At 73.5% G+C, this 22,355-nt stretch carries 24 protein-coding genes, 1 tRNA gene and 1 pseudogene; 15 read left to right on the top strand and 11 right to left on the bottom strand.

The window, feature by feature from the left end; all coding sequences use genetic code 11:
- Positions 1-24: 24 nt before the first annotated feature.
- From nthA to Ae505Ps2_RS11375, 3 genes are read left to right on the top strand one after another with little or no spacing between them, the layout of a single operon-like run.
- Positions 25-606 carry a nitrile hydratase subunit alpha gene (gene nthA / locus Ae505Ps2_RS11385; protein WP_075332979.1) on the top strand — a complete coding sequence of 194 codons (582 nt, stop codon included), beginning with the start codon at positions 25-27 and terminating at the stop codon, positions 604-606.
- On the top strand, positions 603-1,262 hold the full coding sequence (nthB, locus tag Ae505Ps2_RS11380) for a nitrile hydratase subunit beta (RefSeq protein ID WP_075553610.1): 660 nt from the start codon (positions 603-605) through the stop codon (positions 1,260-1,262). The genes nthA and nthB overlap by 4 nt, the downstream gene beginning before the upstream one ends.
- Complete coding sequence (locus tag Ae505Ps2_RS11375) at positions 1,249-1,554, top strand: nitrile hydratase accessory protein (protein ID WP_075308331.1); 306 nt, start codon at positions 1,249-1,251, stop codon at positions 1,552-1,554. The genes nthB and Ae505Ps2_RS11375 overlap by 14 nt, the downstream gene beginning before the upstream one ends.
- On the opposite strand, the gene Ae505Ps2_RS11370 is transcribed toward Ae505Ps2_RS11375, so the two are convergent.
- Genes Ae505Ps2_RS11370 through Ae505Ps2_RS11360 form a run of 3 tightly spaced genes read right to left on the bottom strand, consistent with a single transcriptional unit; the run spans position 1,551 to position 5,859 of the window.
- The gene (locus Ae505Ps2_RS11370; protein ID WP_075553609.1) at positions 1,551-2,975 is read right to left on the bottom strand and encodes a gluconate:H+ symporter; all 1,425 of its coding nucleotides are present in this window, start codon (positions 2,973-2,975) and stop codon (positions 1,551-1,553) included. The two genes, Ae505Ps2_RS11375 and Ae505Ps2_RS11370, sit on opposite strands and share 4 nt — an antisense overlap.
- Positions 2,963-4,612, bottom strand: coding sequence for a D-aminoacylase (locus tag Ae505Ps2_RS11365; RefSeq protein WP_075553608.1), 1,650 nt, complete (start codon positions 4,610-4,612; stop codon positions 2,963-2,965). Before Ae505Ps2_RS11365 ends, Ae505Ps2_RS11370 begins: the two co-directional genes overlap by 13 nt.
- Positions 4,612-5,859, bottom strand: coding sequence for an alanine racemase (locus Ae505Ps2_RS11360; RefSeq protein WP_075308337.1), 1,248 nt, complete (start codon positions 5,857-5,859; stop codon positions 4,612-4,614). Before Ae505Ps2_RS11360 ends, Ae505Ps2_RS11365 begins: the two co-directional genes overlap by 1 nt.
- Positions 5,860-5,981: 122 nt before the next feature.
- On the opposite strand from Ae505Ps2_RS11360, the gene Ae505Ps2_RS11355 reads away from it, so the two are divergent.
- The 4 genes from Ae505Ps2_RS11355 (at position 5,982) to Ae505Ps2_RS11340 (ending at position 8,747) form a co-directional block, all read left to right on the top strand.
- Positions 5,982-6,956, top strand: a complete 975-nt coding sequence (locus tag Ae505Ps2_RS11355) for a sugar kinase (protein WP_212567630.1) — start codon at positions 5,982-5,984, stop codon at positions 6,954-6,956.
- Positions 6,953-7,717 (top strand): IclR family transcriptional regulator, encoded by a 765-nt coding sequence (locus Ae505Ps2_RS11350; protein WP_075312388.1) that lies wholly within the window; start codon positions 6,953-6,955, stop codon positions 7,715-7,717. Before Ae505Ps2_RS11355 ends, Ae505Ps2_RS11350 begins: the two co-directional genes overlap by 4 nt.
- Positions 7,714-8,130: a RidA family protein gene (locus tag Ae505Ps2_RS11345; RefSeq protein WP_075308339.1), complete on the top strand. Its 417-nt coding sequence runs from the start codon at positions 7,714-7,716 to the stop codon at positions 8,128-8,130. The genes Ae505Ps2_RS11350 and Ae505Ps2_RS11345 overlap by 4 nt, the downstream gene beginning before the upstream one ends.
- A 95-nt stretch (positions 8,131-8,225) precedes the next feature.
- A complete protein-coding gene (locus Ae505Ps2_RS11340) occupies positions 8,226-8,747 on the top strand; it encodes a DUF6578 domain-containing protein (RefSeq protein WP_139318819.1) in 522 nt (173 codons plus the stop codon).
- Here Ae505Ps2_RS11340 and Ae505Ps2_RS11335 read toward each other — a convergent pair.
- Entirely contained in the window at positions 8,735-9,004 is a 270-nt protein-coding gene (locus Ae505Ps2_RS11335; RefSeq protein WP_075308343.1) for a DUF2277 domain-containing protein, read from the bottom strand. The genes Ae505Ps2_RS11340 and Ae505Ps2_RS11335 overlap by 13 nt on opposite strands.
- 164 nt (positions 9,005-9,168) lie before the next feature.
- On the opposite strand from Ae505Ps2_RS11335, the gene Ae505Ps2_RS11330 reads away from it, so the two are divergent.
- On the top strand, positions 9,169-9,723 hold the full coding sequence (locus tag Ae505Ps2_RS11330; RefSeq protein ID WP_139320165.1) for a DUF6578 domain-containing protein: 555 nt from the start codon (positions 9,169-9,171) through the stop codon (positions 9,721-9,723).
- A gap of 128 nt (positions 9,724-9,851) precedes the next feature.
- On the opposite strand, the gene Ae505Ps2_RS11325 is transcribed toward Ae505Ps2_RS11330, so the two are convergent.
- From Ae505Ps2_RS11325 to Ae505Ps2_RS11310, 4 genes and pseudogenes are all read right to left on the bottom strand, one after another.
- Entirely contained in the window at positions 9,852-10,877 is a 1,026-nt protein-coding gene (locus Ae505Ps2_RS11325; protein ID WP_075308347.1) for an SDR family oxidoreductase, read from the bottom strand.
- A gap of 30 nt (positions 10,878-10,907) precedes the next feature.
- Complete coding sequence (locus Ae505Ps2_RS11320; protein WP_075553607.1) at positions 10,908-11,582, bottom strand: PIG-L family deacetylase; 675 nt, start codon at positions 11,580-11,582, stop codon at positions 10,908-10,910.
- A 57-nt stretch (positions 11,583-11,639) separates the two neighbouring features.
- Positions 11,640-12,480 (bottom strand): annotated as a pseudogene (locus Ae505Ps2_RS11315) (sugar phosphate nucleotidyltransferase).
- Between the two features lies 1 nt (position 12,481).
- Positions 12,482-13,756: a class I SAM-dependent methyltransferase gene (locus Ae505Ps2_RS11310; protein ID WP_233147415.1), complete on the bottom strand. Its 1,275-nt coding sequence runs from the start codon at positions 13,754-13,756 to the stop codon at positions 12,482-12,484.
- A gap of 160 nt (positions 13,757-13,916) precedes the next feature.
- Here Ae505Ps2_RS11310 and Ae505Ps2_RS11305 point away from each other — a divergent pair.
- Positions 13,917-13,987 (top strand) — tRNA-Gln (locus Ae505Ps2_RS11305).
- A 402-nt stretch (positions 13,988-14,389) separates the two neighbouring features.
- On the top strand, positions 14,390-14,959 hold the full coding sequence (locus tag Ae505Ps2_RS11300; RefSeq protein WP_233147414.1) for a phosphotransferase: 570 nt from the start codon (positions 14,390-14,392) through the stop codon (positions 14,957-14,959).
- 120 nt (positions 14,960-15,079) lie between these two features.
- Here the strand turns inward: Ae505Ps2_RS11300 and Ae505Ps2_RS11295 are convergent, their stop codons facing one another.
- Positions 15,080-15,523, bottom strand: a complete 444-nt coding sequence (locus tag Ae505Ps2_RS11295) for an OsmC family peroxiredoxin (protein ID WP_075553606.1) — start codon at positions 15,521-15,523, stop codon at positions 15,080-15,082.
- A gap of 104 nt (positions 15,524-15,627) precedes the next feature.
- On the bottom strand, positions 15,628-16,146 hold the full coding sequence (locus Ae505Ps2_RS11290; RefSeq protein WP_226363057.1) for a L,D-transpeptidase: 519 nt from the start codon (positions 16,144-16,146) through the stop codon (positions 15,628-15,630).
- 243 nt (positions 16,147-16,389) lie between these two features.
- On the opposite strand from Ae505Ps2_RS11290, the gene glmU reads away from it, so the two are divergent.
- Both glmU and Ae505Ps2_RS11280 read left to right on the top strand, forming a co-directional pair.
- Complete coding sequence (gene glmU, locus Ae505Ps2_RS11285) at positions 16,390-17,973, top strand: bifunctional UDP-N-acetylglucosamine diphosphorylase/glucosamine-1-phosphate N-acetyltransferase GlmU (protein WP_083695557.1); 1,584 nt, start codon at positions 16,390-16,392, stop codon at positions 17,971-17,973.
- Positions 17,970-18,950, top strand: a complete 981-nt coding sequence (locus tag Ae505Ps2_RS11280; protein ID WP_020623866.1) for a ribose-phosphate diphosphokinase — start codon at positions 17,970-17,972, stop codon at positions 18,948-18,950. Before glmU ends, Ae505Ps2_RS11280 begins: the two co-directional genes overlap by 4 nt.
- 61 nt (positions 18,951-19,011) lie before the next feature.
- Here the strand turns inward: Ae505Ps2_RS11280 and Ae505Ps2_RS11275 are convergent, their stop codons facing one another.
- Positions 19,012-19,494, bottom strand: a complete 483-nt coding sequence (locus Ae505Ps2_RS11275) for a MarR family winged helix-turn-helix transcriptional regulator (RefSeq protein WP_075308355.1) — start codon at positions 19,492-19,494, stop codon at positions 19,012-19,014.
- A gap of 72 nt (positions 19,495-19,566) precedes the next feature.
- Here Ae505Ps2_RS11275 and Ae505Ps2_RS11270 point away from each other — a divergent pair, with 72 nt between their 5' ends.
- The 3 genes from Ae505Ps2_RS11270 to fmdA all read left to right on the top strand — a co-directional run bounded on the left by Ae505Ps2_RS11270 (position 19,567) and on the right by fmdA (position 22,339).
- On the top strand, positions 19,567-20,664 hold the full coding sequence (locus Ae505Ps2_RS11270) for a substrate-binding domain-containing protein (protein ID WP_075308357.1): 1,098 nt from the start codon (positions 19,567-19,569) through the stop codon (positions 20,662-20,664).
- Positions 20,665-20,761: 97 nt separating this feature from the next.
- The gene (locus tag Ae505Ps2_RS11265) at positions 20,762-21,046 is read left to right on the top strand and encodes a zinc ribbon domain-containing protein (RefSeq protein WP_083695556.1); all 285 of its coding nucleotides are present in this window, start codon (positions 20,762-20,764) and stop codon (positions 21,044-21,046) included.
- Between the two features lie 39 nt (positions 21,047-21,085).
- On the top strand, positions 21,086-22,339 hold the full coding sequence (fmdA, locus tag Ae505Ps2_RS11260) for a formamidase (RefSeq protein ID WP_075332971.1): 1,254 nt from the start codon (positions 21,086-21,088) through the stop codon (positions 22,337-22,339).
- Positions 22,340-22,355: the final 16 nt, after the last annotated feature.

Raw genomic sequence — 22,355 nt, 5'->3', positions numbered from 1 at the left:
CCGGGTCTGGCTACCGTCGGCCCGATGAGCGGTGAGCTGCGGCCGGTGGACGCCCGCGTCCGGGCCCTGGAGTCGATCCTGGTCGAGAAGGGCTACGTCGACCCGGCCGCGCTCGACGAGATCATCGAGACCTACCAGCACCGGGTGGGCCCGCGGAACGGCGCGCACGTCGTCGCCCGGGCGTGGACCGACCCGGACTTCGCGGCCCGGCTCGCCGAGGACGCGACCGCTGCGGTCGCCGAACTCGGCTACGGCGGCCGGGGCGGCGAGCACCTCGCGGCGGTGTTCAACGCACCGGGCGAGCACCACCTCGTCGTCTGCACGCTGTGCTCCTGCTACCCGTGGCCGGTCCTCGGTCTGCCGCCGGTCTGGTACAAGTCGCCGGCCTACCGGTCGCGGGCGGTGCTGGACCCGCGCGGGGTGCTCGCCGACTTCGGGACCACCCTCGGCGACGACGTCGCGATCCGGGTCCACGACTCCACCTCCGAGCTGCGCTACCTGGTCGTCCCGCAGCGCCCGGCCGGGACCGACGGCTGGTCGGTCGACGAGCTCGCCGCGATCGTCTCCCGGGACGCCATGATCGGAACCCGGCTGGTGTCGGCGTGAACGGCGCGCACGACCTCGGCGGCGCGATGGGCTTCGGGCCCGTCGAGCCCGAGCCGGAGGACGTCCGGTTCCACGCCGGCTGGGAACCGCTGGTGCTGGCGCTGACCCTCGCCGCGGCCCGCCCGGGCGGCTGGTCGATCGACGAGTCCCGGCACGCCCGCGAGTCGCTCCCCCCGCCGGTCTACCTGACGCTGACCTACTACGAGATCTGGCTCGCGGCGACCGAGAAGCTGCTGGTCACCCACGGCCTGGTCGGTGCCGACGAGCTCGAGGCCGGCCGCCCGCTGCGCCCGCGGGCCGACGCGCCCGCCGCACTGGACGCCGGGTCCGTCGCCCGGGTGCTGGCGACCGGCGCCCCCACCGAACGCGACGCCGCCGGCACGCCGCGGTTCGCCCCCGGCGACCGGGTGCGGGCCCGGGTGATGCACCCGCGCGGGCACACCCGGCTCCCCCGCTACGTCCGCGGCCGCAGCGGGACCGTCGAGGCGCACCGCGGGACCCACGTGCTGCCCGACGCCCGCGCGCACGGCCTCGGCGAGTGCCCGGAGCCGCTCTACACCGTGGTGTTCACCGGTCCCGAGCTGTGGGGCCCGGACGCCGACCCCACCACGACCGTCTCCGTCGACGCCTGGGAGTCCTACCTTGAGCCCGTCTGACGGCCCGGTCTTCGACGAGCCCTGGCAGGCGAACGCGTTCGCGCTGGCCGTGGCCCTGCAGGACACCGGAACGCTGGACCGGCAGGAGTTCGCCGAGACCCTGGGGGCCGAGCTGGACACCGGCCTGGACTACTGGGACGCCTGGCTCGCCGCGCTGGAGCACCTGCTCGACGGGCTCGGCGTCGCCGACCGCGACACGGTCGACGAGCGGACCGGCGCCTGGCTGCGCGCCGCCGTCGCGACCCCGCACGGCGCGCCGGTCACGCTCGACGCCGACCCGCTGGGCCCCTAGACGAGCGCCCACACCAGCGCGGCCGCGGCGAACCCGACGACGGACAGGATCGTCTCCAGCACCGTCCAGGTCATCAGGGTCTGCTTCACCGTCATGTTGAAGTACTTGGCGACGATCCAGAACCCACCGTCGTTGACGTGGCTGGCGATGATCGACCCGGCCGACACGGCGACGACGATCAGCGCGAGCTGCGGCTGGCTGTAGCCGCCCGCGGCGACGGTCGGGCCGATGATGCCCGCCGTCGTCACGATGGCGACGGTCGCCGAGCCCTGGGCGATCCGCAGCGCCGCACTGATCAGGTACGCCGAGGCGATCACCGGCAGCCCGATCGCGGTCATCGAGCCGGCCAGTGCGTCGCCGACGCCGGTGGTCTGCAGGACCTTGCCGAAGAACGCCCCCGCTCCGACGACGAGCAGGATCATCCCGACCGGGCGCAGCGACTCGCCGGAGATGCGGCCGAGCTCGGCCATCGACGTCCCGCGCCGGATGCCGAGCAGGTACAGCGCGAGCAGCACCGACAGCGTCAGCGCGATGGCCGGGGTGCCGAGCAGCACGAGCACGTCACGGAGCACCGTGCCCTCGGGCAGCGCCACCCCCGCGACGGTCGCGGCGAGGATGAGCACCAGCGGGACCGCGATGATCGAGGAGATGAGCGCTACCGGCGGGGGCGCGGTCACCGCGACCCCGGTACCGGCGGGACCGGACGGGCCGGCGGCCGGACCGCTCCCGCCGGGCAGGTCCTCGGGCACGTCGACCTGGACCCGCCGCCCGATGAACGAGCCCCACCAGACGCCGCCGGCCAGCCATGCGGGGATGCCGCAGAGCAGGCCCATCGCGATCACCCAGCCCATGCCGACGCCGAGCAGCCCGCCCGCGGTGACCGGCCCGGGGTGCGGCGGCAGGAACGCGTGGGTCATCGACAGGCCCGCGAGCATGGGCATCGCGTAGAGCACCAGCGAGCGACCGCCACGGCGCGCGGCCACGTAGACCAGCGGCGCGAGCACGAAGATGCCGATGTCGAAGAACACCGGGATGCCGAGCACGAGCCCGGTGATGCCCATCGCGAGCGGCGCGCCCTTCGGCCCGAACAGCCGGAGCAGCCGCTCGGTCAGGGCGTCCGCCCCACCGGAGCGTTCCATGATCGCGCCGAGCACGGTGCCCAGGCCGATGATCGGGGCGATGTGGCCGAGGATCCCGGCGAACCCCTTCTCGAACAGCGAGTCCGACGCCTTGATCGGGGTGCCGACGAGCTCGGTGACCGACACGCCCGCGACCAGGGCGACCAGCACGCCGGTCACGATCAGCGCGATGAACGGCTCCAGGCGCAGCCGCATGATCAGCACCAGGAGCAGCGCGACGCTGACGGCGGCGAGGGTGAACAGGCCGGCCGTGTCGTTCTGCAGCCAGTTCAGGAAGGCCATCGGTGTCCTCCGGTGGGATGGGTGCCCGGTGCTGTCCGGCCGTCGGCCCGGCGGCGCAGCGCGCGGCCGGCCAGCGCGTCGGTGCGCTCCCCGCCGTCGATCGCGAAGGCCCCGTTGACCAGCACGTACGGGATGCCTGCCGCCTGCTGGGCCGGCTCGGCGAAGGTGGCGGTGTCGGTGACGGTGTCCGGGTCGAACACCACCAGGTCGGCGGCCAGGCCCGGCCGGACGCGGCCGCGGTCGGCGAGGCGCAGCCGGTCGGCGGCGCGTCCGGTGAGGTGGTGGACGCACTCCTCCAGGGAGAACAGCCCCAGCTCGCGGCAGTAGTGGCCGAGGTAGCGGGGGAAGGTCCCCCAGGCCCGCGGGTGCGGCTTCGCGCCGACGAGCAGGCCGTCGCTGCCGCCGGTGTGCCGCGGGTGGCGCATGATCGCGCGGACGTTCTCCTCGTGTCCGACGTGCTGCAGGATCCCGGTCCCGAAGTCGTCGCGGAGCAGGACGTCCACGCAGGTGTCGAAGGGGTCCCGTCCGGCAGCGGCCGCGATGTCGGCGATCGTCCGCCCGACCAGCCCGGCGAGCTCGGGGTTCGTGACCCCGCTGATCTCGATCGTCTCCCACTCCGCGACGACGCCGTGGCAGCCGTCGGAGCCGTGGACCTCCAGGTCCTCCCGGATCCGGGCGAGCGCCGCCGGGTCGCGCAGCCGCTCACGGGCCGCGTCGACACCACCGGACTGGCACCAGCTGGGCAGGATCGCCGACAACGTCGTCGCGCCGGGCAGGTAGGGGTAGGTGTCGAGGGTGATGTCGACGCCGCGGGCGACGGCGGCGTCGAGCAGCGCGATCAGCTCCCCGGCCCGGCCCTTGTTGGGGCCGAAGTTGAGCGTGGCGTGGGCCAGGTGCAGCGCGCACCCGGACCGCTCGGCGACGTCGACCATCTCGGCGTAGGCCTCCAGCGCGCCCGCGCCGTAGCTGCGGTGGTGCGGGGAGAAGAAGCCGCCCAGCTCCCCCACCGCCGCGCACAGGGCGGCGAGCTCGGCGCCGTCGGCGTACATACCGGGGGTGTAGGTGAGCCCGGCCGAGAGACCGACCGCGCCCTGGGCCATGCCGGTGCGGACGACGTCGGCCATCCGGGCGATCTCCGCCTGCGTGGCGGGCCGGTCGTCCCAGCCGCAGACCAGCGCACGGACCGTGCCGTGCGGGACCAGGTAGGCGGCGTTGCCGGCGATGCCCTCGTCGAGCCGGTCCAGGTACTCGGCGACGGTGCGCCAGGTGAGGAAGTCCGCGCCGGGATCGCCGTTCCAGCCGGCGATCGCGCGGCGCAGCACGGGCAGCACGGCGTCGTCGACGGGGGCGTAGGACAGCCCGTCCTGGCCGAGGACCTCGGTGGTCACGCCCTGCGAGACCTTCGCGAGGTGCGCGGGCTCGGTGAGCAGGCGCAGGTCGGAGTGGGCGTGCATGTCGACGAACCCGGGGGCGACGACCAGTCCGGCCACGTCGACGACCCGGTCGGCCCGCCCGGCCCGCCCGGCCGCGTCCGGTCCGACGGCGGCGATCCGGTCACCCTCGACGAGCACGTCCGCGGTGTACCGGGGCCCACCCGTCCCGTCGACGACGGTGCCGCCGCGCAGCAGTGTGCCCATCAGAAGAACGTCCGGACGAGCTCGACGACCTGCGGGTCGGGATCCGCACCGTCCAGCACCGGGATCCAGCGCCACTTGTCGAACGCGGTGCACGGGTGCGAGAGTCCGAGCCGGACGACCTGCCCGATCCGGACCGGCTCCTCGGTGCGCAGGAACGCGTGCTGGTCGTTGACGGCGGTGACGGTGCCGGTCAGCGGCCGCGACGGCGCCCCGAGGTCGTCGGCGATGCGTTGCGGCTCGGGCAGCCCCTCGTCGAACGGGACGTCGCGCTTGCCCGCGTCGAGCAGCGCCAGGCCGGGCTCGGGGGTGGACACCACCCGGGCGGTCACGTGCATCGCCGAGCGGAACGGGCGCTGCTCGTCGTCGCGGGCCAGCGGGGAGATGCCGCGGTAGAAGCCGTCGTCGTGGACGAGGTAGGCGCCCGAGCGCAGCACGACGCGGGTGCGCGCGTCGGCGAGCCCGGCCAGCGCGGCGACGACCTGGTCGAAGTAGGCACTGCCGCCCGCGGTGACCACGACCTCGTCGGTCCCGTAGGACGGGGTGAGCCGCCGGTGCAGCGTGGCGAGGTCCTCGAGGTAGGCGCGGACGGTCGCCAGCGACTCCGCGGACGGGTCGTGCGCGAGTGCCCCCTCGTAGCCGCCGACCCCGGCCAGCACCAGCGCCGGGCTCGCGACGACGGCCGCGGCGACCCGCTCGGCCTCGTCGAGGGTCCGCGCACCGGTCCGCCCGCCAGGGGCCCCCAGCTCGACGGCGACCGCGAGCGGCCGTGCCGGTGATCCCGCCGCGGCGGTCATCGCGGCGACGGCGTCGACCGAGTCGACCCAGCTGAGGACCTCCAGGTCCGGGTCGGCGTCACGGGCTGCGGCCACGGCGCGCACCCCGGCCGGGTCGACGAGCGCGTTCGCCAGCAGCACCCGTCGCACGCCGGCGTCGATCGCGATCCGCGCCTGCCACGGCGTGGCGACGGTGATCCCCCAGGCGCCGTGGCGCAGCTGCAGGTCCCACAGGGCCGGGGCCATCGTCGTCTTGCCGTGCGGGGCGAGGTCGACGCCGTGCGCGGCACACCAGCCGGCCATCCGCTCGGCGTTGGCGTGCAGGGCCGCCCGGTCGAGGGTGAGGACGGGTGTCGCCAGGTCCGACAGCCGCGGCCCACCGGCGAGCCACTCGTCGACGGTGCCGGGCAGCGGCGGGACGGACTTGGCGTACGGTCCGGGCCGTTCGGCGCCGAGCGACGCGTACCGGAGCATCCCGTTCTCCCCCCTACGAGCAGGAGCGTTGCGTATTTCGCAGCGCTAGTTGCGTATTCTGGTCGGGCTGTTCTAGCATCGCCGCGACGGATCGGTCAACGACGGCGGAGGAGAACCCAGCAGTGGACATCCCGGGCCGGAGCGCCGTGGTGTGCTTCGGCGAGGCCCTCGCCCTGGTCCCCGACGCGGCCGCCGTCGACGACCCACGGGCCCCCGCACAGGCCGCGGGCGCGGAGGTCAACGTCGCGCTCGACCTGGCCGCCGCCGGAGTCACGGTGGCATGGGTCGGTCGCCTCGGCGCCGACCCGCACGGCGACCTGGTGGCGCGCACGCTCGCCGCCGCCGGGGTCGACACCGGCGGGATCGGCGTCGACCCGGACCACCCGACCGGCCGCTACGCCAAGTCCCCCGGCCCCGACGGCAGCACCGTCATGACCTACCGGCGGGCCGGGTCGGCGGCCTCGGCGGCCGGCCCCGAGCTGCTGGAGACGCCCGCGGTGCGCGACCGGATCGCCGACGCGGACTGGGTGCACGTCGGCGGGATCACCGCCGCGGTGTCGCCGTCCTGTGCCGCGACGCTGGAGACGCTGCTGGCCCACCCGCGCCGGTACCGGGTGTCGTTCGACGTGAACTGGCGCGAGCAGATGTGGCCCGACGGCGACCCCGCCCCGGTGGTCGCGCTGGCCGGCCGGGCCGACGTCCTCCTGGTCGGCGCGGACGAGGCGCAACGGGTGTTCGGCACCGACGACCCGGCGCGGCTGCGCGCACCGCTGCCCGATCCGGAGCTGGTCGTGGTCAAGGACGGTCCTCGGCGCGCGCTGGCCGTGCACCGCGACGGCGCGGTCACCGAGCGCGCGGCGCTGGTCGTCGACGTCGTCGAGCCGGTGGGGGCGGGCGACGCGTTCGCCGCCGGTCTGCTCACCGGCCTGGTCCGCGGCGAGGACGTGGGCCGCTGCCTGCGCCGCGGCCACCTCGGCGCCGCCGCGGTGCTCGTCGTCCCCGGGGACTCCGCCGCTCCACTGCCCGAGCATCTGCTCGACCTCGACGACGACGCCTGGGCGGCCCTGCGCGTGACCGCCGACCGGTGGGCCGGGTGAGCACCAGCCTGACCAAGGCGCTGCGGATCCTGGTGCTCCTCGGCGAGGGCCCGGCCTCGCTCGACGAGCTCGCCACGGCGCTCGAGGTGCACAAGACGACCGTCCTGCGCCTGCTGCGCACCCTGGCCGACGAGCACTTCGTGCACCGCGACGACCACCACCGCTACCGGCTCGGCTCGCGGCTGTTCGAGCTGTCCTCGCGCGGGCTGGACCAGCGCGAGGTGCGCACGGTCGCCGCACCGCACCTGCAGGCGTTCAACCGGGCCCACGGCCACACCGTGCACCTGTCCGAGCGCGACGGCGACGAGATCGTCTACATCGACAAGCTGGAGTCCCTCGACAACGTGCGCATGGCGTCGCGGGTCGGTCTGCGCGGACCCGTGCACTCCACCGCCGCCGGGAAGGTGCTGCTCGCCGACCTGCCCGCCGCCGAGCGGAACCGGGTGCTCGACGAGATCGACTTCCCCACCCGCACCCCGAACACGATCACCGACCGCGAGACCTACCTGGCCGAGCTCGCCCGCGTGCGCGAGCAGGGCTGGGCGCAGGACCGCGAGGAGAACGAGGCCTCGATCAACTGCATCGGGGCGCCGGTCCGCGGACCGGCCGGAACCGTCGTCGCGGCGGTGTCGGTGTCCGTACCGACCATCGTCGCCGGCTACGACCAGCTGATGGAGCTGGTCCCGTCACTGCTGGCCGTCACCGGGACGATCTCCCGCGACCTCGGCTGGCGCCCGACCCGAGAGGAACCCCCCGTATGAGCACGACCGCCGACGGCGCCGTCTCCACCCCCGACGCGCCCGCGCCGGCGCACACCTTCAGCCAGGGCGTCCGCCGGGGCGGGCTGCTGCAGGTCTCGGGCCAGGGCCCGATGGACCCGGCCACGAAGCAGTACATCGCGCCCGGCGACGTGCACGCCCAGACCCTGCGCACCCTGGAGAACGTCCGCGCCATCCTGGAGGCGGGCGGCGCGTCCGTCGGCGACGTCCTGATGTTCCGGGTGTACCTCACCGAGCGGGAGCACTTCACCGCGATGAACGAGGCCTACGGCGAGTTCGTCTCCCGCTACGTCCCGGAGGGCGCCGCGCTCCCCGCACGGACGACGGTCTTCGTGGGCCTGCCCCACGCCGAGATGCTGGTGGAGATCGACGCCCTGGCCGCTCCCGCCGCGTAGGGCTCGTGGAGACGCACGTTCTCGCCCCCGGCAGGGCGGAAACGTGCGTCTCGGTGGGTGTCGAGCGGTGGTCCGTCGCGTGCGAGGCTCCACACGTGCCGCGTCACGTCGTCGAGGTCCAGGTCAGCGAGTGGGAGTACGGCTGCTGCCTGCCGCCTCCGCGGCTCGGGGACCTCTCCGAGTGGTGGCTCGACCTCTGCCCCGGCTACGACCCGGCATGCGAGCTGCTCTGGACCGTCACCCACGACACCCCGGCCCGGGGCGGTCAGATCTGGCTCGACGGCGGCGACGGCCTCCACGCCCGCTGGCTGTCCGAGTACGAACCGCCACCCGCCCCGGGGATCCGACTGCTGCACGGTGCGCTGTTCGCGACCGCGCACGGGGGTCGCCGTCCCGAGGACCCGGGCGCGGTGCGCGGCCGGATCGAGCGAATCCGGGTCATGTCGCACGAGATGCGCCGGGCCCCGTGGCACGGCACGAACGCCTTCGAGCGCGTCCCGGGATCGGTCGAGCTGCGCGACGTCGCCGAGGGACCGGACCGGTTCGCGTGGACGACCGGCCCCGGCCGCACGGAGACGGGCCTGCTGCTCGACCTCGCGCTGGATCAGCGCGCGTAACGCAGCTCCGCCCGCGCCCGGGCCTTCGCCGCCTCCACCTCGCGGTCCTTCGGCGGGGCGGTGGTGGTGAGCCCGTCGAGCAGCTCCCTCGTCGCCTCGGCGACGGCGGCGACCGCCCTCTCGAACGCCTCGGCGTTGGCCTGTGAGGGCTTCGCCGCCCCCGAGATCTTGCGGACGTACTGCAGCGCGGCGGCATCCACCTCGTCGGGTGTGGCCGGCGGCTCGAAGTTGTGCAGGGTCCGGATGTTGCGGCACATGGCTCCCCCTGGAGACGTCGACGGCCCGCCCCGCGACGGTAGCGCGCGGCGGCCGGTCGACGCAGTAACCGGGGTGCCACGGGGGCACCGGCCGGGTTACCGTCGTGGCCCCGGTGCCCGGGGCCGTCGCGCCCCGGCTCGTCGAGTGCGCCGGCTTCTCACCGATGTCCGACCCTGTCATCGAGATCGTCGTCGAGTCCTGGGAGATCGAGTGCTGCGCCCCACCGCCCGTGGTGGGTGAGCAGGCCACCTGGCGGGTGCTCTTCGTCCCGTCCACCGATCACCCCTTCTCCGCCGAACACCTGTGGTCCGTCGTGCCGCACGATCCCGCGCCCCGACTGCACCGCGACGGCGTGGTCGCGGCCTGGGGCGGCGGCCACACCGCTGCGGCACCGCCACCCGGTGAGCACCGCCTGCGCGGCCACCTGTCCGGTGCCGCTCACGTGTTCCCCGAGGACCTCCCCCCGGTGACCGGCCGGGTGCGCCGTCTCCGGGTCCTTTCTTACGAGCTCGCAGCCGATCCCGGGGGCACGTACGCGCTGAGCCCCGTCCCCGGCAGCGTGGCCGTCCGGGACGTCGACGCGAGCCCGCGCTGGTTCGCCCGGCCCGCGCCGCGAGTGGGCGCCCCGGCCCGGTCGGGACAGCGGTTCTTCGCAGGGGTGCCACAGCCGGGGCGGTACGAGACCGGCATCGTCGTCGACCTGCACGTGGGGGCGTGAGTACCCGCGTCATCCTGATCGATCCGGAGACGTGAGCCGGGCCGCGGGCCCCTGAAGACCCGGCTCCTGGAGACGTCGACGGCCCGCCCCGCGACCGTAGCGCGGAACGGGCCGTCGGCCGAGCGGTCCTACTTCACGACGTGCATCGACCCGTCGAGCTCCCCCGCCGCCTGACGACGGTTGAGCACCGCGAGCCGGGTGAAGGACTTGTCGAACGCGTCCTGGGTGAGGCCGCGGTTCCGGTACTCGGTGGCGAGCTGCTCGGCACCGGCCGGGATCGTCCAGGACGCCTCGAAGCCGAGCTCCTTGCGGGCCCGGGCGAAGTCGACCCGGTAGCTGCGCGGGTCGTTGCCGGCCTCGCCGGTGATGTTGAGCGTCGAGCCGGGGACGGCGTCGATCACGGCCTGCGCGATCTCGGCGACGGTCCGGTTGTTCCGCTCGGTGCCGACGTTGTAGGCCCGGGCCCGGACGACGTCCGCCGGAGCCGCCAGCGCGGCGACCACCGCGCCGGCGATGTCCTCGGCGTGCGCGAGCGGGCGCCACGGGGTGCCGTCGGAGAGCACCGTGACCTCGTTCGTCAGGATCGCGCGGCCGACCAGGTTGTTCAGCACGATGTCGGCGCGCAGCCGCGGCGAGAACCCGAACGCGGTCGCGTTGCGCATCGAGACCGGCACGAAGTCGGCGTCGGCGAGCTCGGCCAGGTCGTCCTCGACGCGGACCTTGGAGATCGCGTACGGGGTGACCGGCTTGAGCGGGGCGTCCTCGTCGACGAGGTCGTCGCCGGACTGGGCGCCGTAGACCGAGCAGGTGGAGGCGTAGACGAAGCGGCCGACGCCTGCCTCCTTCGACAGCCGGGCCAGCCGGGTCGACGCGTGGTGGTTGATGTCGTAGGTGATCTCCGGCGCGAGCGAGCCCAGCGGGTCGTTCGACAGCGCGGCCATGTGGACGACGGCGTCGAACCCGGAGAGCTGCTCCACGGTCACGTCGCGGAGGTCGGTGCTGAAGCCCTCGACGTCGGGGGTGTCCAGCGAACCCAGCACGCAGTCGGCGAACAGCCCGGAGTCCAGGCCGGTCACCTCGTGACCCGCGGCCGCCAGCAGGGGCGCCATCACGGTCCCGAGGTAGCCCTGGTGCCCGGTGAGCAGTACGCGCATGTATGTCCCTTTCTCGGAGTGTGTGCGGGGTCAGAAGCCGCCGGGTTCGGAGCCGACCATCGGCGCCGGCGACAGCGTCAGCTTCTGGACGTGGAAGCCCTCGGCGTAGCGGGCATGGCACTGCACGCCACGCACCCTGGCCAGGCCGCGGAAGGTCTCGTCGTCGAACCAGGTCCGGTCGCGCTGGCTGCCGTAGTGCTCGTGGAGCTTGGCGATCTTCTCGGTGAGCACCGGCTCCGGCAGCGGGAGGAAGACGGTCGGCTGGGCGAGGTCACTCTCCCACTTGAGGATCTCGTAGCCGAGCGTCAGGTGGTCGCGGAACGCGGTCGGGATCATCTGCGACAGCGTCCGGTGGTCCTGGTGGGCGTCGTGCGGCGACGGGCCGATCACCAGGTCCGGCTCGCTGCGGCTGCGCAGGTCCTCCAGCGCCATCTTCGCCCGCTCCCAGTGCTGCGGGACGCGGCCGTCGGGCAGGTCCATGACGATGACGTCGAGGTGCGCGCCGGGGGTGAACGCGGCCAGCGCGGCCCGTTCCTCCTCCTCGCGCAGCGACCCCGCACCGGTCAGGACCAGCGCGGTGACGTGCACCCCCGGGTAGGCACGGCACAGCTCCAGGAGCATCCCGCCGGCCCCGATCGGGATGTCGTCACAGTGGGCGCCGAGCAGCAGGATGCGGTCCAACCGCTCGGGCAGCAGGTTCAGCACGGTCTCTCGTTCCCCCCGGAGTTCCGCGAGCAGTGGTCGTTCGTACCGACGGCTCGCTCAGTCGCGCTGGTGGCTGCTGCGGTGCATCTGGGCGATGGCTGCCTGCAGCGGGTCCTGGTCGGCCTCGTAGGACTCCCACAGCATCCACGGCCGCGCACCGCTCTGGTACGCCGCCTCCAGCGCGTTGCGCTCCTTGACGGTGTCGGCGGGCTGCCAGAAGCCGCGGTGCCGGTAGGCCGACATGCGTCCCTTGCGCGCGAGCGGGGCGGCGGCGTCGGCGATCAGGTCGCAGTCCTTCTCCAGGTAGTCGAAGATCTCCGGCCGGAACATGAGATAGCCGCCGTTCTCCCCAGATCGGCATCTCCTGCAGCGTGGTGATCGACTCGAGCCTGCCGTTGTCGTCGACGTCGACGCAGTGGAACGCCGACTGCGGCGGCACCGCCATCAGCTGCCCGACGGCGTCGGTGCCGGCGAACTGCTCGACCATCCGGTCAAGCGGGGCGTCGGTGAGGACGTCGGCGTAGTTCGCGTGGAACATCTCCTCGTCCTTGACCAGCGCCTTCACCCGGCGCAGGCGCTCACCGATCGGCGAGTCCAGACCGGTGTGGACGAACGTGATGTTCCAGTCCTGGACGTCGCTGCCCATGAGCTCGACCTCGCCCTGGTGCAGCACGAAGTCGTTGGACTCGGTCTCGTCGTAGTGGAGGAAGTAGTTCTTGATGTGGTGCGCGCCGTAGCCCAGGCACAGGACGAAGTCCGTGTAGCCGAAGTGGGCGTAGTAGCGCATCACGTGCCAGATCAGCGGCCGCGGGCCCACCGGGTGCATCGGCTTCGGGAGGTCGGAGGCGCCGTCACGCATCCGCATGCCGTATCCACCGCAGAACAGGACGACCTTCACGTCAGACCACCTCGAGCGACGGGATCGGGAAGACCAGCGTGCCGCCCCACTCACGGACGTAGGACAGCTGCTCGATCAGCTCGGTGCGCAGGTTCCAGGGCAGGATCAGGACGTGGTCGGGGCGGTCCTGCGCGATCCGCTCCGGGGCAGAGATCGGAATCCGGGTCCCCGGCGTTAGCCGCCCGTGCTTGTACGGGTTGCGGTCGACGGTGTACTCGACCAGGTCGGGCCGGATGCCGCAGTAGTTGAGCAGGGTGTTCCCCTTGCCCGGGGCGCCGTAGCCGACGACGCGCTTGCCCTGGCGGCGGGCGTCGATGAGGAAGGCGACGAGGTCGTCGCGGATGGTGGAGACGGCCTCGGCGAACCCGTCGTGGCCCTCCGGCGTGTGCAGCCCGGCCGCTGCCTCGGCAGCCAGGACCTCGCTGACCTTCGCACTCGGCTCGCCGGCGATCTCGGCCGGGCGCGCCCACATGCGGATCGAGCCGCCGTGGGTGTCGAGCAGCTCGACGTCGACCAGGGTCAGCCCGCCCGCGGCGAGCGCCCGCTGCCCGGTGAGCAGCGTGTAGTACTGGAAGTGCTCGTGGTAGATCGTGTCGAACTGCTTGCGCTCGACGAGCGTGAGCAGGTGCTGGACCTCGATGGAGACCCAGCCGTCGTCGGCGACCATGGCGCGCAGTCCCTGCGCGAAGCCGACGACGTCGGGGATGTGGGCGAACACGTTGTTGCCGCAGACCAGGTCCGCCGGGCCGTGCTCGGCACGCACCCGGGCGCCGGTCTCCGGGGTGAGGAACGCGGTGAGCGTCGGCACGCCCTTCTCCCTGGCGGCCTCCCCGACGTTCACGCTCGGCTCGACCCCCAGGCAGCGGATGCCCTTCGCGACGACGTGCTGCAGCAGGTAGCCGTCGTTCGACGCGACCTCGACGACGAACGAACCCGAGTCCAGCCCGGCCCGCTGCTGCGCGGAGTCGACGAAGCGCCGGGCGTGCTCCACCCACGACGAGCTGAACGAGGAGAAGTACGCGTACTCGGAGAACGTCTCCTCCGGGCTGATCTCCGGCGGCAGCTGGGCGAGCAGACACGAGTTGCACACCCGCACGTGCAGCGGGAAGGTTTGCTCGGGCTGCTGTGCCGTCTCCTCGGTGAGGAACAGCTCGCAGGGCGGCGTGGCACCCAGGTCGCAGAAGCTGCGCAGGTCGGTCGTGCCGCAGAGGCGGCACGTCAACGCGGTTCCGGACCCGATCGACGACGTCGTCCCGGAGGCATCCGTGTTCAGCACGCAGCGAGTCTGACAACTCGACGCGCGGGCGGCACGCCCGGGGTGAATGTCACCCATTCGTGGGTGTTTGTCCGTGATCAGGACCATGCACAGGCTTTGCGCGGGGCGGGTGCGCTGCGAGGACGCCGTCGCGCACGTGTCACGATGGCGGGGCCCACGATCCGCCGTGGTGTAACGGCAGCACCTCGGATTTTGGTTCCGATGGTCCAGGTTCGAATCCTGGCGGCGGAGCAAGCCGCGCACCCACACCTCCGCCCGCGGACGTAATCCGCTCGCCCGCCGCACCGTCCCGGTGGTGCACTCCCCCGCGATGATGCACATCGACGAGGCGCGGGTGGACGCCACCACCGCCCGCCGTCTGGTCGACGATTCGTTCCCCGCGCTGCGCCACCTGCCCGTGCGCCCGGCCCCCGGCAGCGGCACCGTGCACGCCATACACCGGGTCGGGGACGGCCTCGCGGCCCGGTTCCCGCTGCAGGGCCACGACACCGCGGCGGTGCGCGAGCGGCTGGTGGCCGAGGCCACCGCGGCCCGGGAGCTCGCCGCCTGCAGCCCGGTCCCGACGCCCGAGCCGGTCGGGATCGGCAACCCCGGACACGGGGCTACCCGCTGCCGTGGTCGGTCCAGACCTGGGTGCCGGGCCGCACCGCCGACGCCGACGACCCCGGCCGGTCGGCCGCATTCGCCGTCGACCTGGCCGGTCTGCTGCGCCGCCTGCGCGCCGCCGACACCCGCGGGCGCCGGTTCGCGGGTGACGGCCGCGGCGGGCACCTGCCGGACCAGGACGCCTGGATGGCGACGTGTCTCGCCGAGTCCGCCGACCTGCTCGACGTCGGCCCGCTCCGTCGGATGTGGGCGGAGTTCCGGGTGCTGCCCCGCGCCGGGCCGGACGTGATGTCCCACGGCGACCTGATCCCCGGCAACGTGGTCGTCGCCGACGGCCGGCTCACCGGCCTCCTCGACGGCGGCGGATTCGGCCCGGCCGACCCTGCGCTCGACCTCGTCGCGGCGTGGCACCTGCTCGACGACGGGCCGCGGGAGCTGCTGCGCACGGAGCTGGGCTGCGGCCCCGTCGAGTGGGCGCGGGGACGGGCCTGGGCGTTCGCGCAGGCGATGGGCCTGGGCTGGTACTACCGGACCTCCGCCCCGGCGCTGAGCAGGTTGGGCCTGCGCACGCTGGACCGGCTGCTGCGTAGTCGCTGAGCCCGCCCCGGGGAGCCCGCCTGCGCGGTCGCCGTGCTGCGGCGGATGTCCGACGGCGACCGCCCCGGGCACGACGACGCCCCCGTCCGAGGTCCGGGCGGGGGCGTCGCGGGGGTGTTCTCAGCTCTCGAGAGCGGCGTCCAGCGTGATGTCGACGCCGGTCAGTGCCTTGGAGACCGGGCAGCCGGCCTTCGCGGCGTCGGCGGCCTTGGCGAAGCCGTCGGCGTCGAGGCCGGAGACCTCACCGCGCACCTTCAGGGTGATGCCGGTCAGCTTGAAGCCGCCGTTGTCCTTGTCCGGGCCGAGCGAGACGTCGGCCGACACCTCCAGCGACTCCGGGGTCCCGCCGGCCTCGGCGATGTTCGCCGAGAGCTGCATCGCGAAGCAGGCCGAGTGGGCCGCCGCGATGAGCTCCTCCGGGCTGGTCGTGCCGCCGGCCTCGGCGGCGGCACGCTTCGGGAAGCTGACCTCGTAGGTGCCGACCTTGGAGCTGGACAGCTCCACCTGGCCGGATCCCTGCTCCAGGGTGCCGTTCCAGGCGGTGCGGGCGCTGCGCGTGGGCATGAGTCCTCCGTGTCGTCAGAATCGGTTTTGCACAACCGATCAGTCGGAAGTGTTCTCCGCCCGAGCCGTTCCCGCCACCCCTGGGGCGGAAACAACGCCACACGTCACTGCGGAATGTTGGTGACCTCGACCCGGTCGCCGACCTGCAGCGAGTTGAACCAGCGCTCGGCGTTCTCCCGCGACAGCCGGACGCAGCCCGCGGACTCGGTCTCGGTATTGCCCTCGTGGAAGGCGATGCCGCCGGGGGCGAAGAAGACCGCGAACGGCATCGGCGCGTTGTTGAACTCCCGGCTGCGGTGGTCCTTGTTCTTCCACTGGACCTGGAAGACCCCCGCCGGGGTGCGCTGCCCCTTCTTGCCGAACGACGCGGGCACCGGTCCCGCCTCGATCTTCCCGTCGCGGATCAGCCATGCCGTGCTGTTCGCGAGGTCGACGCAGGCGCGCGCGGCCGCCGAGCACGGCGTGCCCTCGGTGCGGCCCGGCCCGGCGTCGGACTCCGTCGGCGCCGCGGACGCGGTCCCGATCATCCCGGCGGTCAGCCCGGCCAGCACCAGGGCCACCACCGTGGCCAGGACCGTCATCACCCGGGGCCGCCGACGGCGTCCCTCGACCTCGCGCGTCATCGCACTCCGCTCATCCGCATCGCGGACGGTGACCGGTCGGTCGCCGTCGTCTGAACCGTGGAACGAGACCGGCGACCGACCGGTTACCACCCGAAGGGTTGATCTTGGGTTTGGACGCCGTCACCACCGGGCGACGGGCCCGCCGGGTTCCCCGGGGCCGTCCCCGTACGATGCCGTACCGGCACGGCGCGTCCCGCGTCCACCGCCCGGCACGGGCGGCGAGTCCGGCAGGAGGAACCGAACATGCCCGAACCCGACCGGGCCGGCACCGGTGACCGACCGGCCCCCGGAACGGCGGCGGTCGCGGCCGGCATCGTCCTCGCGGCGGGTGCGGGTTCGCGGATGCGGTCGTCGACGCCGAAGGTGCTCCACGAGCTGGGCGGGCGCAGCATGCTCGGCCACGCCGCGCACGCACTGGCCGGTACCGCACCCGAGCACCTCGTGGTCGTCGTCGGACACGAGCGTGAACGGGTGGAGCGGGCCGTCCGCGACATCTCCGCCACCCTCGGACGCACCGCCACCACCGCCGTCCAGGAGCAGCGCCTCGGCACCGGCGACGCGGTCCGCAGCGGCCTCACCCCGCTCCCCGCGGACCTGACCGGCACCGTCCTGGTCACCTACGGCGACGTCCCGCTGCTCGACACCGCGACCCTGTCCGCGCTGGTCACCGAGCACACCGACCACGGCGCCGCGGTCACCCTGCTGACCTGCGAGGTCCCCGACCCCACCGGCTACGGCCGGATCGTGCGCGGGAGCGGGGGCTCCGTCACCGGCATCGTCGAGCACGCCGACGCGACCCCGGAACAGCGCGCGATCAACGAGATCAACTCCGGGGTCTACGCCTTCGACGCGGAGTTCCTGCGCGCGGGCATCACGGGCCTGGCCGCGCACAACGCCCAGCAGGAGCTCTACCTCACCGACCTGGTCGCCGCCGCCGTCGCCGCGGGCCGGACGGTGCACGCCCTCCGCTGCGACGACGAGTGGCGCGTGCGCGGCGTGAACGACCGCGTCCAGCTCGCCGAGCTCGGCGCCGAGCTGAACCGCCGCGTGCTGCGTGAGTGGATGCTGGCCGGGGTCACCGTGGTCGACCCCGCCACCACCCGGGTCGACGTCGACGTGCGGCTGGCACCCGACGTCGTGCTGCACCCGGGCACCCAGCTGCACGGTGCGTGCGAGGTCGGCGAGGCCGCGGTCATCGGTCCCGACACGACGCTCACCGACACCGTCGTCGGGGCCGGCGCGAGCGTCGTCCGCACCCACGGGTCGGAGGCCCGGATCGGCCCCGGCGCCTCGGTCGGGCCGTTCGCCTACCTCCGCCCGGGCGCCGTCCTCGGCGAGCGCGGCAAGATCGGCACGTTCGTCGAGGTCAAGAACTCCGACATCGGCGCGGGCACCAAGGTCCCGCACCTGACCTACGTCGGCGACGCCACGATCGGCGAGATGAGCAACATCGGCGCCTCGTCGGTGTTCGTCAACTACGACGGCGTCCGCAAGCAGCGGACCGTCATCGGATCCCACGTGCGGACGGGGTCGGACACCATGTTCATCGCCCCCGTCACGGTCGGGGACGGCGCGTACACCGGCGCCGGGACCGTGCTCCGCGCCGACGTCCCACCGGGGGCGCTCGCGGTGTCCGGTGGGCCACAGCGCACCATCGAGGGGTGGGTGCCGCGCAAGCGGCCCGGCACCCCCGCCGCCGAGGCGGCACAGCGGGCGGGCAGCGACCCGTCCACGAACGGCACGACCAGCAGCGACGGCGCAGGTCACACCACCTCCGCCGGTACGACAGACCCGAGAGACCTCAGCCGAGGAGGCACCGCACGGTGAGCGCGATCGCAGGCACTCCCAAGAAGAACATGATGCTGTTCTCGGGGAGGGCGCACCCGGAGCTCGCCGAGCACGTGGCGAAGGAGCTCGACGTCACGGTCACCCCGCAGTCCGCCTACTCCTTCGCGAACGGTGAGATCTTCTGCCGCTTCGAGGAGTCGGTCCGCGGGAGCGACGCGTTCGTGATCCAGGCGCACTCCGCCCCGATCAACGACGCGATCATGGAGCAGCTGATCATGGTCGACGCGCTCAAGCGCGGGTCGGCCAAGCGGATCACCGCGGTCATGCCGTTCTGGGGCTACGCCCGTCAGGACAAGAAGCACCGCGGCCGCGAGCCCATCTCGGCCCGCCTCGTCGCGGACATGTTCAAGACCGCCGGTGCCGACCGGATCCTGACCGTGGACCTGCACACGTCGCAGATCCAGGGCTTCTTCGACGGCCCCGTCGACCACCTGTTCGCGCTGCCGGTGCTCGCCCAGCACATCAAGAGCACCCGGCCGAACGGGAACTTCGCCGTCGTCTCCCCCGACTCCGGCCGGGTGCGCCTGGCCGAGCGCTGGGCCGAGACCCTCGGCGGGACCCCGCTGGCGTTCATCCACAAGACCCGGGACCCGCGCAAGCCGAACGAGGCCGTCGCGAACCGGGTGGTCGGTGAGATCGAGGGCCGCTGCTGCGTGGTCATCGACGACATGATCGACACCGGTGGCACCGTCGCGAAGGCGGTCGAGGTGCTGCTCAAGGAGGGCGCCTCGGACGTGATCGTGGCCGCCACCCACGGTGTGCTGTCCGGCCCGGCCACCGAGCGCCTGGCCAACTGCGGCGCGTCGGAGGTCATCTTCACCGACTCGCTGCCGATCCCGGACGAGAAGCGCTTCGACAGCATGACCGTGCTCCCGATCGCCCCGCTGCTGGCCGAGGCGATCCACCAGGTGTTCGAGGACGGCTCGGTCACGAGCCTGTTCGACGGCAACGCCTGAGCACCCCGCGCGTCCGCCGACGGCGCTCCGCCTCCGGGTGGGGCGCCGTCGGTCGTCCGGGTCAGCGCTCGGTCGCGACGAGCCCGGCCTGCCCCGGCACACCGGGCCGCCCGGTCGCGCCCTGCAGGCGGCCCAGGACGTCGTCGAACAGGGCGGCGTCGGGGCCCAGCAGGTCCCGGTAGCGCTCCAGCACCCCGGCCGCCGCCGCGTCCCACTCCGCGAGCGCCGCGCGGCCCCGCTCGGTGGCGACGACCAGCACCCGGCGCCGGTCGACGGCGTCCGGCCTGCGGTGCACGAGGTTCGCCGCGGTCATCCGGTCCACGAGCTTGGTCGCCCGCGGCGCCAGCAGCAGTGCGTGCTCGGCGAGCGCGCTCATCGTCGCGCCGCCCCGCGCCACGAACCCCAGGACCCGCCACTGCTCGACCTCGGAGCCACAGGCCTGCAGCGCGTCGTCGAGCTCCTGGTCCAGGGCCCGGCCCACCGCGCAGAGCAGCCGCAGCGACTCGTCCCCGGACGGCCGCACGTGCTCCGCGGGCTCCGCCATGAGCGCATCGTAACCGGACGTTTTCGCCCGAGGGGGTGGGTGGGCGAGGCCACGATGGATAGCGTCACCTGCATGACTCCGACCCCGGCCCCCGGGCGCGCGACGGCGGTGCCGGCGCGCGGGAGCGAGGTGCTCAACGTGGCGCTGGTCGTCCCGCTCCAGGGTCCGGCCGGCATCTTCGGCCCGTCGTGCGAGTCCTGCGCGACGCTCGCGGCCGAGGAGGTCAACGCCGCGGGCGGGGTGCTCGGCCGGGAGCTGAACCTGGTGCCGGTCGACGGCGGTGCGCCACCCGCCGTCGTCGCCGCGGAGCTCGACGCACTGGTCAGCGCGGGGGCCGTGGACGCGGTCACCGGCTGGCACATCTCGGCGGTCCGCGAGGCCGTCGCACCCCGGATCCGCGGGCGCGTGCCCTACGCCTACACGGCGCTGTACGAGGGCGGCGAGCAGCGGCCGGGGCTGTTCCTGACCGGGGAGACCCCGGACCTGCAGCTGGGCCCGTCGCTGAGCTGGTTCGCCGCGGCCGCCGGGGTGCGCCGCTGGACGATCGTCGGCGACGACTACGTGTGGCCCCGCCGGTCCGCGCGGGTCGCGACCGAGCACCTGCGCCGGATCGGCGGGACGGTCTGCGACGAGATGTACGTCCCGCTCGGCACCGAGGACTTCTCCCGCGTGCTGCACCGGGTCGAGGCGAGCGGCTGCGACGCGGTCCTGATGCTCCTGATCGGCAACGACGCCGTCGAGTTCAACCGGGCCTTCGGGGCCGTCGGGCTGGACCGGGAGATCCTGCGCTTCAGCTCGCTGATCGAGGAGAACGTGCTGCTCGCCTCGGGCCCGGAGAACACCCGCGGCCTGCTCACCTCGGCCGGCTACTTCGAGGACCTGGCGACGGCGTCGGGGCTGGACTTCGCGGCCGCGCACGCCCACCGCTTCGGCCCGGACGCACCGGTGCTCAACAGCCTCGGCGAGTCCTGCTACGAGGGTGTCCGGCTGCTGACCGAGCTCATGCGCCGGGCCGGGTCGCCGGAGGTGCCGGCGATGACCGCGGTCGCCGAGGGGCTGGCCTACGAGAGCCCGCGCGGGACCGTCGAGGTGCACGGCCGGCACCTGCGCCAGCAGGTGTTCCTCGCCGTCGCCGACGGGGTGGCGTGGGACGTCGTCCAGCAACTCTGACGCCCGCGTTGACACCCCGGCCCGTCGGTCGTACTTTCCCAGGAAATTATTTCCTCGGATGCATGTCGGGTCGCCCGACGTGCCGGGAGGTACGACCGTGGCGCTCTACGTCTACCGGTGCGGGGCCGACGGCCCCGTCGAGGAACGGCACCCGATCGGCAGCGCCCCCGCGACGGCGCGCTGCCCCACCTGCGGGGAGGCGTCCCCGCGCGTCATCACCGCGCCGATGCTCGGCCTCGCCGACCGCGGCCGCGTCGCCCTGATCGACCGCACGACGGCGACGGCCCACGAGCCCCAGGTCGTCTCCGCCCCGCCGCCGCGTCCGCTGCGCCCCGGCGGGCCGCCGCTGCACCCGGCCACCCGCGGCCTGCCGCGACCCTGACCGCCCCGCCCGCGTCCGCACCGACCCCGGGAGTGCCCGATGCCCAGGAACGTCTTCCCCCTCGACAGCACCAGGTCCTTCACCGACCAGCAGCTGACCGGCCACAACCGGTGGCACCCCGACATCCCGGCGCAGGTCCACGTCAAGCCCGGGGACACCTTCCGCGTCGACTGCCGCGAGTGGTTCGACGGCGCCATCCACAACGACGACTCCGCCGACGACATCCTCGACGCCCCGCTCGACGGGGTGCACGTGCTGTCCGGGCCGATCGCCGTCGAGGGGGCGCAGCCGGGTGACCTGCTGATCGTCGACATCCTCGACGTCGGCCCGATCCCCCAGGAGGACTCCGGACCACTGGCCGGGCAGGGCTGGGGCTACACCGGCGTGTTCGCCACCCGCAACGGCGGCGGCTTCCTCACCGAGCAGTTCCCCGACGCCTACAAGGTCATCTGGGACTTCCGGGGCGGGACGGCCACCTCCCGGCACGTCCCGGGGGTGTCGTTCACCGGGATCGTCCACCCCGGACTGATGGGGACCGCGCCCTCGCCCGAGCTGCTCGGCCGCTGGAACGCCCGCGAGCAGGCGCTGATCGACACCGACCCGGACCGGGTGCCGCCGCTGGCCCTGCCGCCCAACCCCGGCTCGGCGATCCTCGGCTCGCTGACCGGAGCCGACTTCGACCGGGCCGCCGCAGAGGCCGCGCGCACCGCACCGCCCCGGGAGAACGGCGGCAACCAGGACATCAAGAACCTCACCAAGGGCAGCCGGGTCTTCTACCCGGTGTTCGTCGACGGCGCGAACCTGTCGATGGGCGACCTGCACTTCTCCCAGGGCGACGGTGAGATCACCTTCTGCGGCGCCATCGAGATGGGCGGCTTCATCGACCTGCACGTCGACGTCATCAAGGGCGGGATGGCGACCTACGGCGTGAGCGAGAACGCGATCTTCGTGCCCGGCAACACCGACCCGCAGTACAGCGAGTGGATCGCGTTCTCCGGCACCTCGGTCACCCTCGACGGCGAGCAGCGCTACCTCGACTCGCACCTGTCCTACCAGCGGGCCTGCCTGCACGCGATCGACTACCTGACGAACTTCGGCTACTCCCCGATCCAGGCGTACATGATCCTCGGGGCCGCACCGATCGAGGGCAGGCTCTCCGGCGTCGTCGACATCCCGAACTCCTGCTCCACGGTCTACCTCCCGACCGGGATCTTCGACTTCGACGTCAAGCCCGGCAAGAACGGCCCACACCGCATCGACCCGGGTCCGGGAGTCCCCCACTCGGTGGCCTGACCAGCGGGGCCCGTGG

The sequence above is a fragment of the Pseudonocardia sp. Ae505_Ps2 genome (assembly GCF_001932425.1).
Taxonomy (GTDB): Bacteria; Actinomycetota; Actinomycetes; order Mycobacteriales; family Pseudonocardiaceae; genus Pseudonocardia.
Note: the sequence above shows the minus strand (reverse complement) of the source record. Positions and strands in the feature narration are given on the sequence as shown.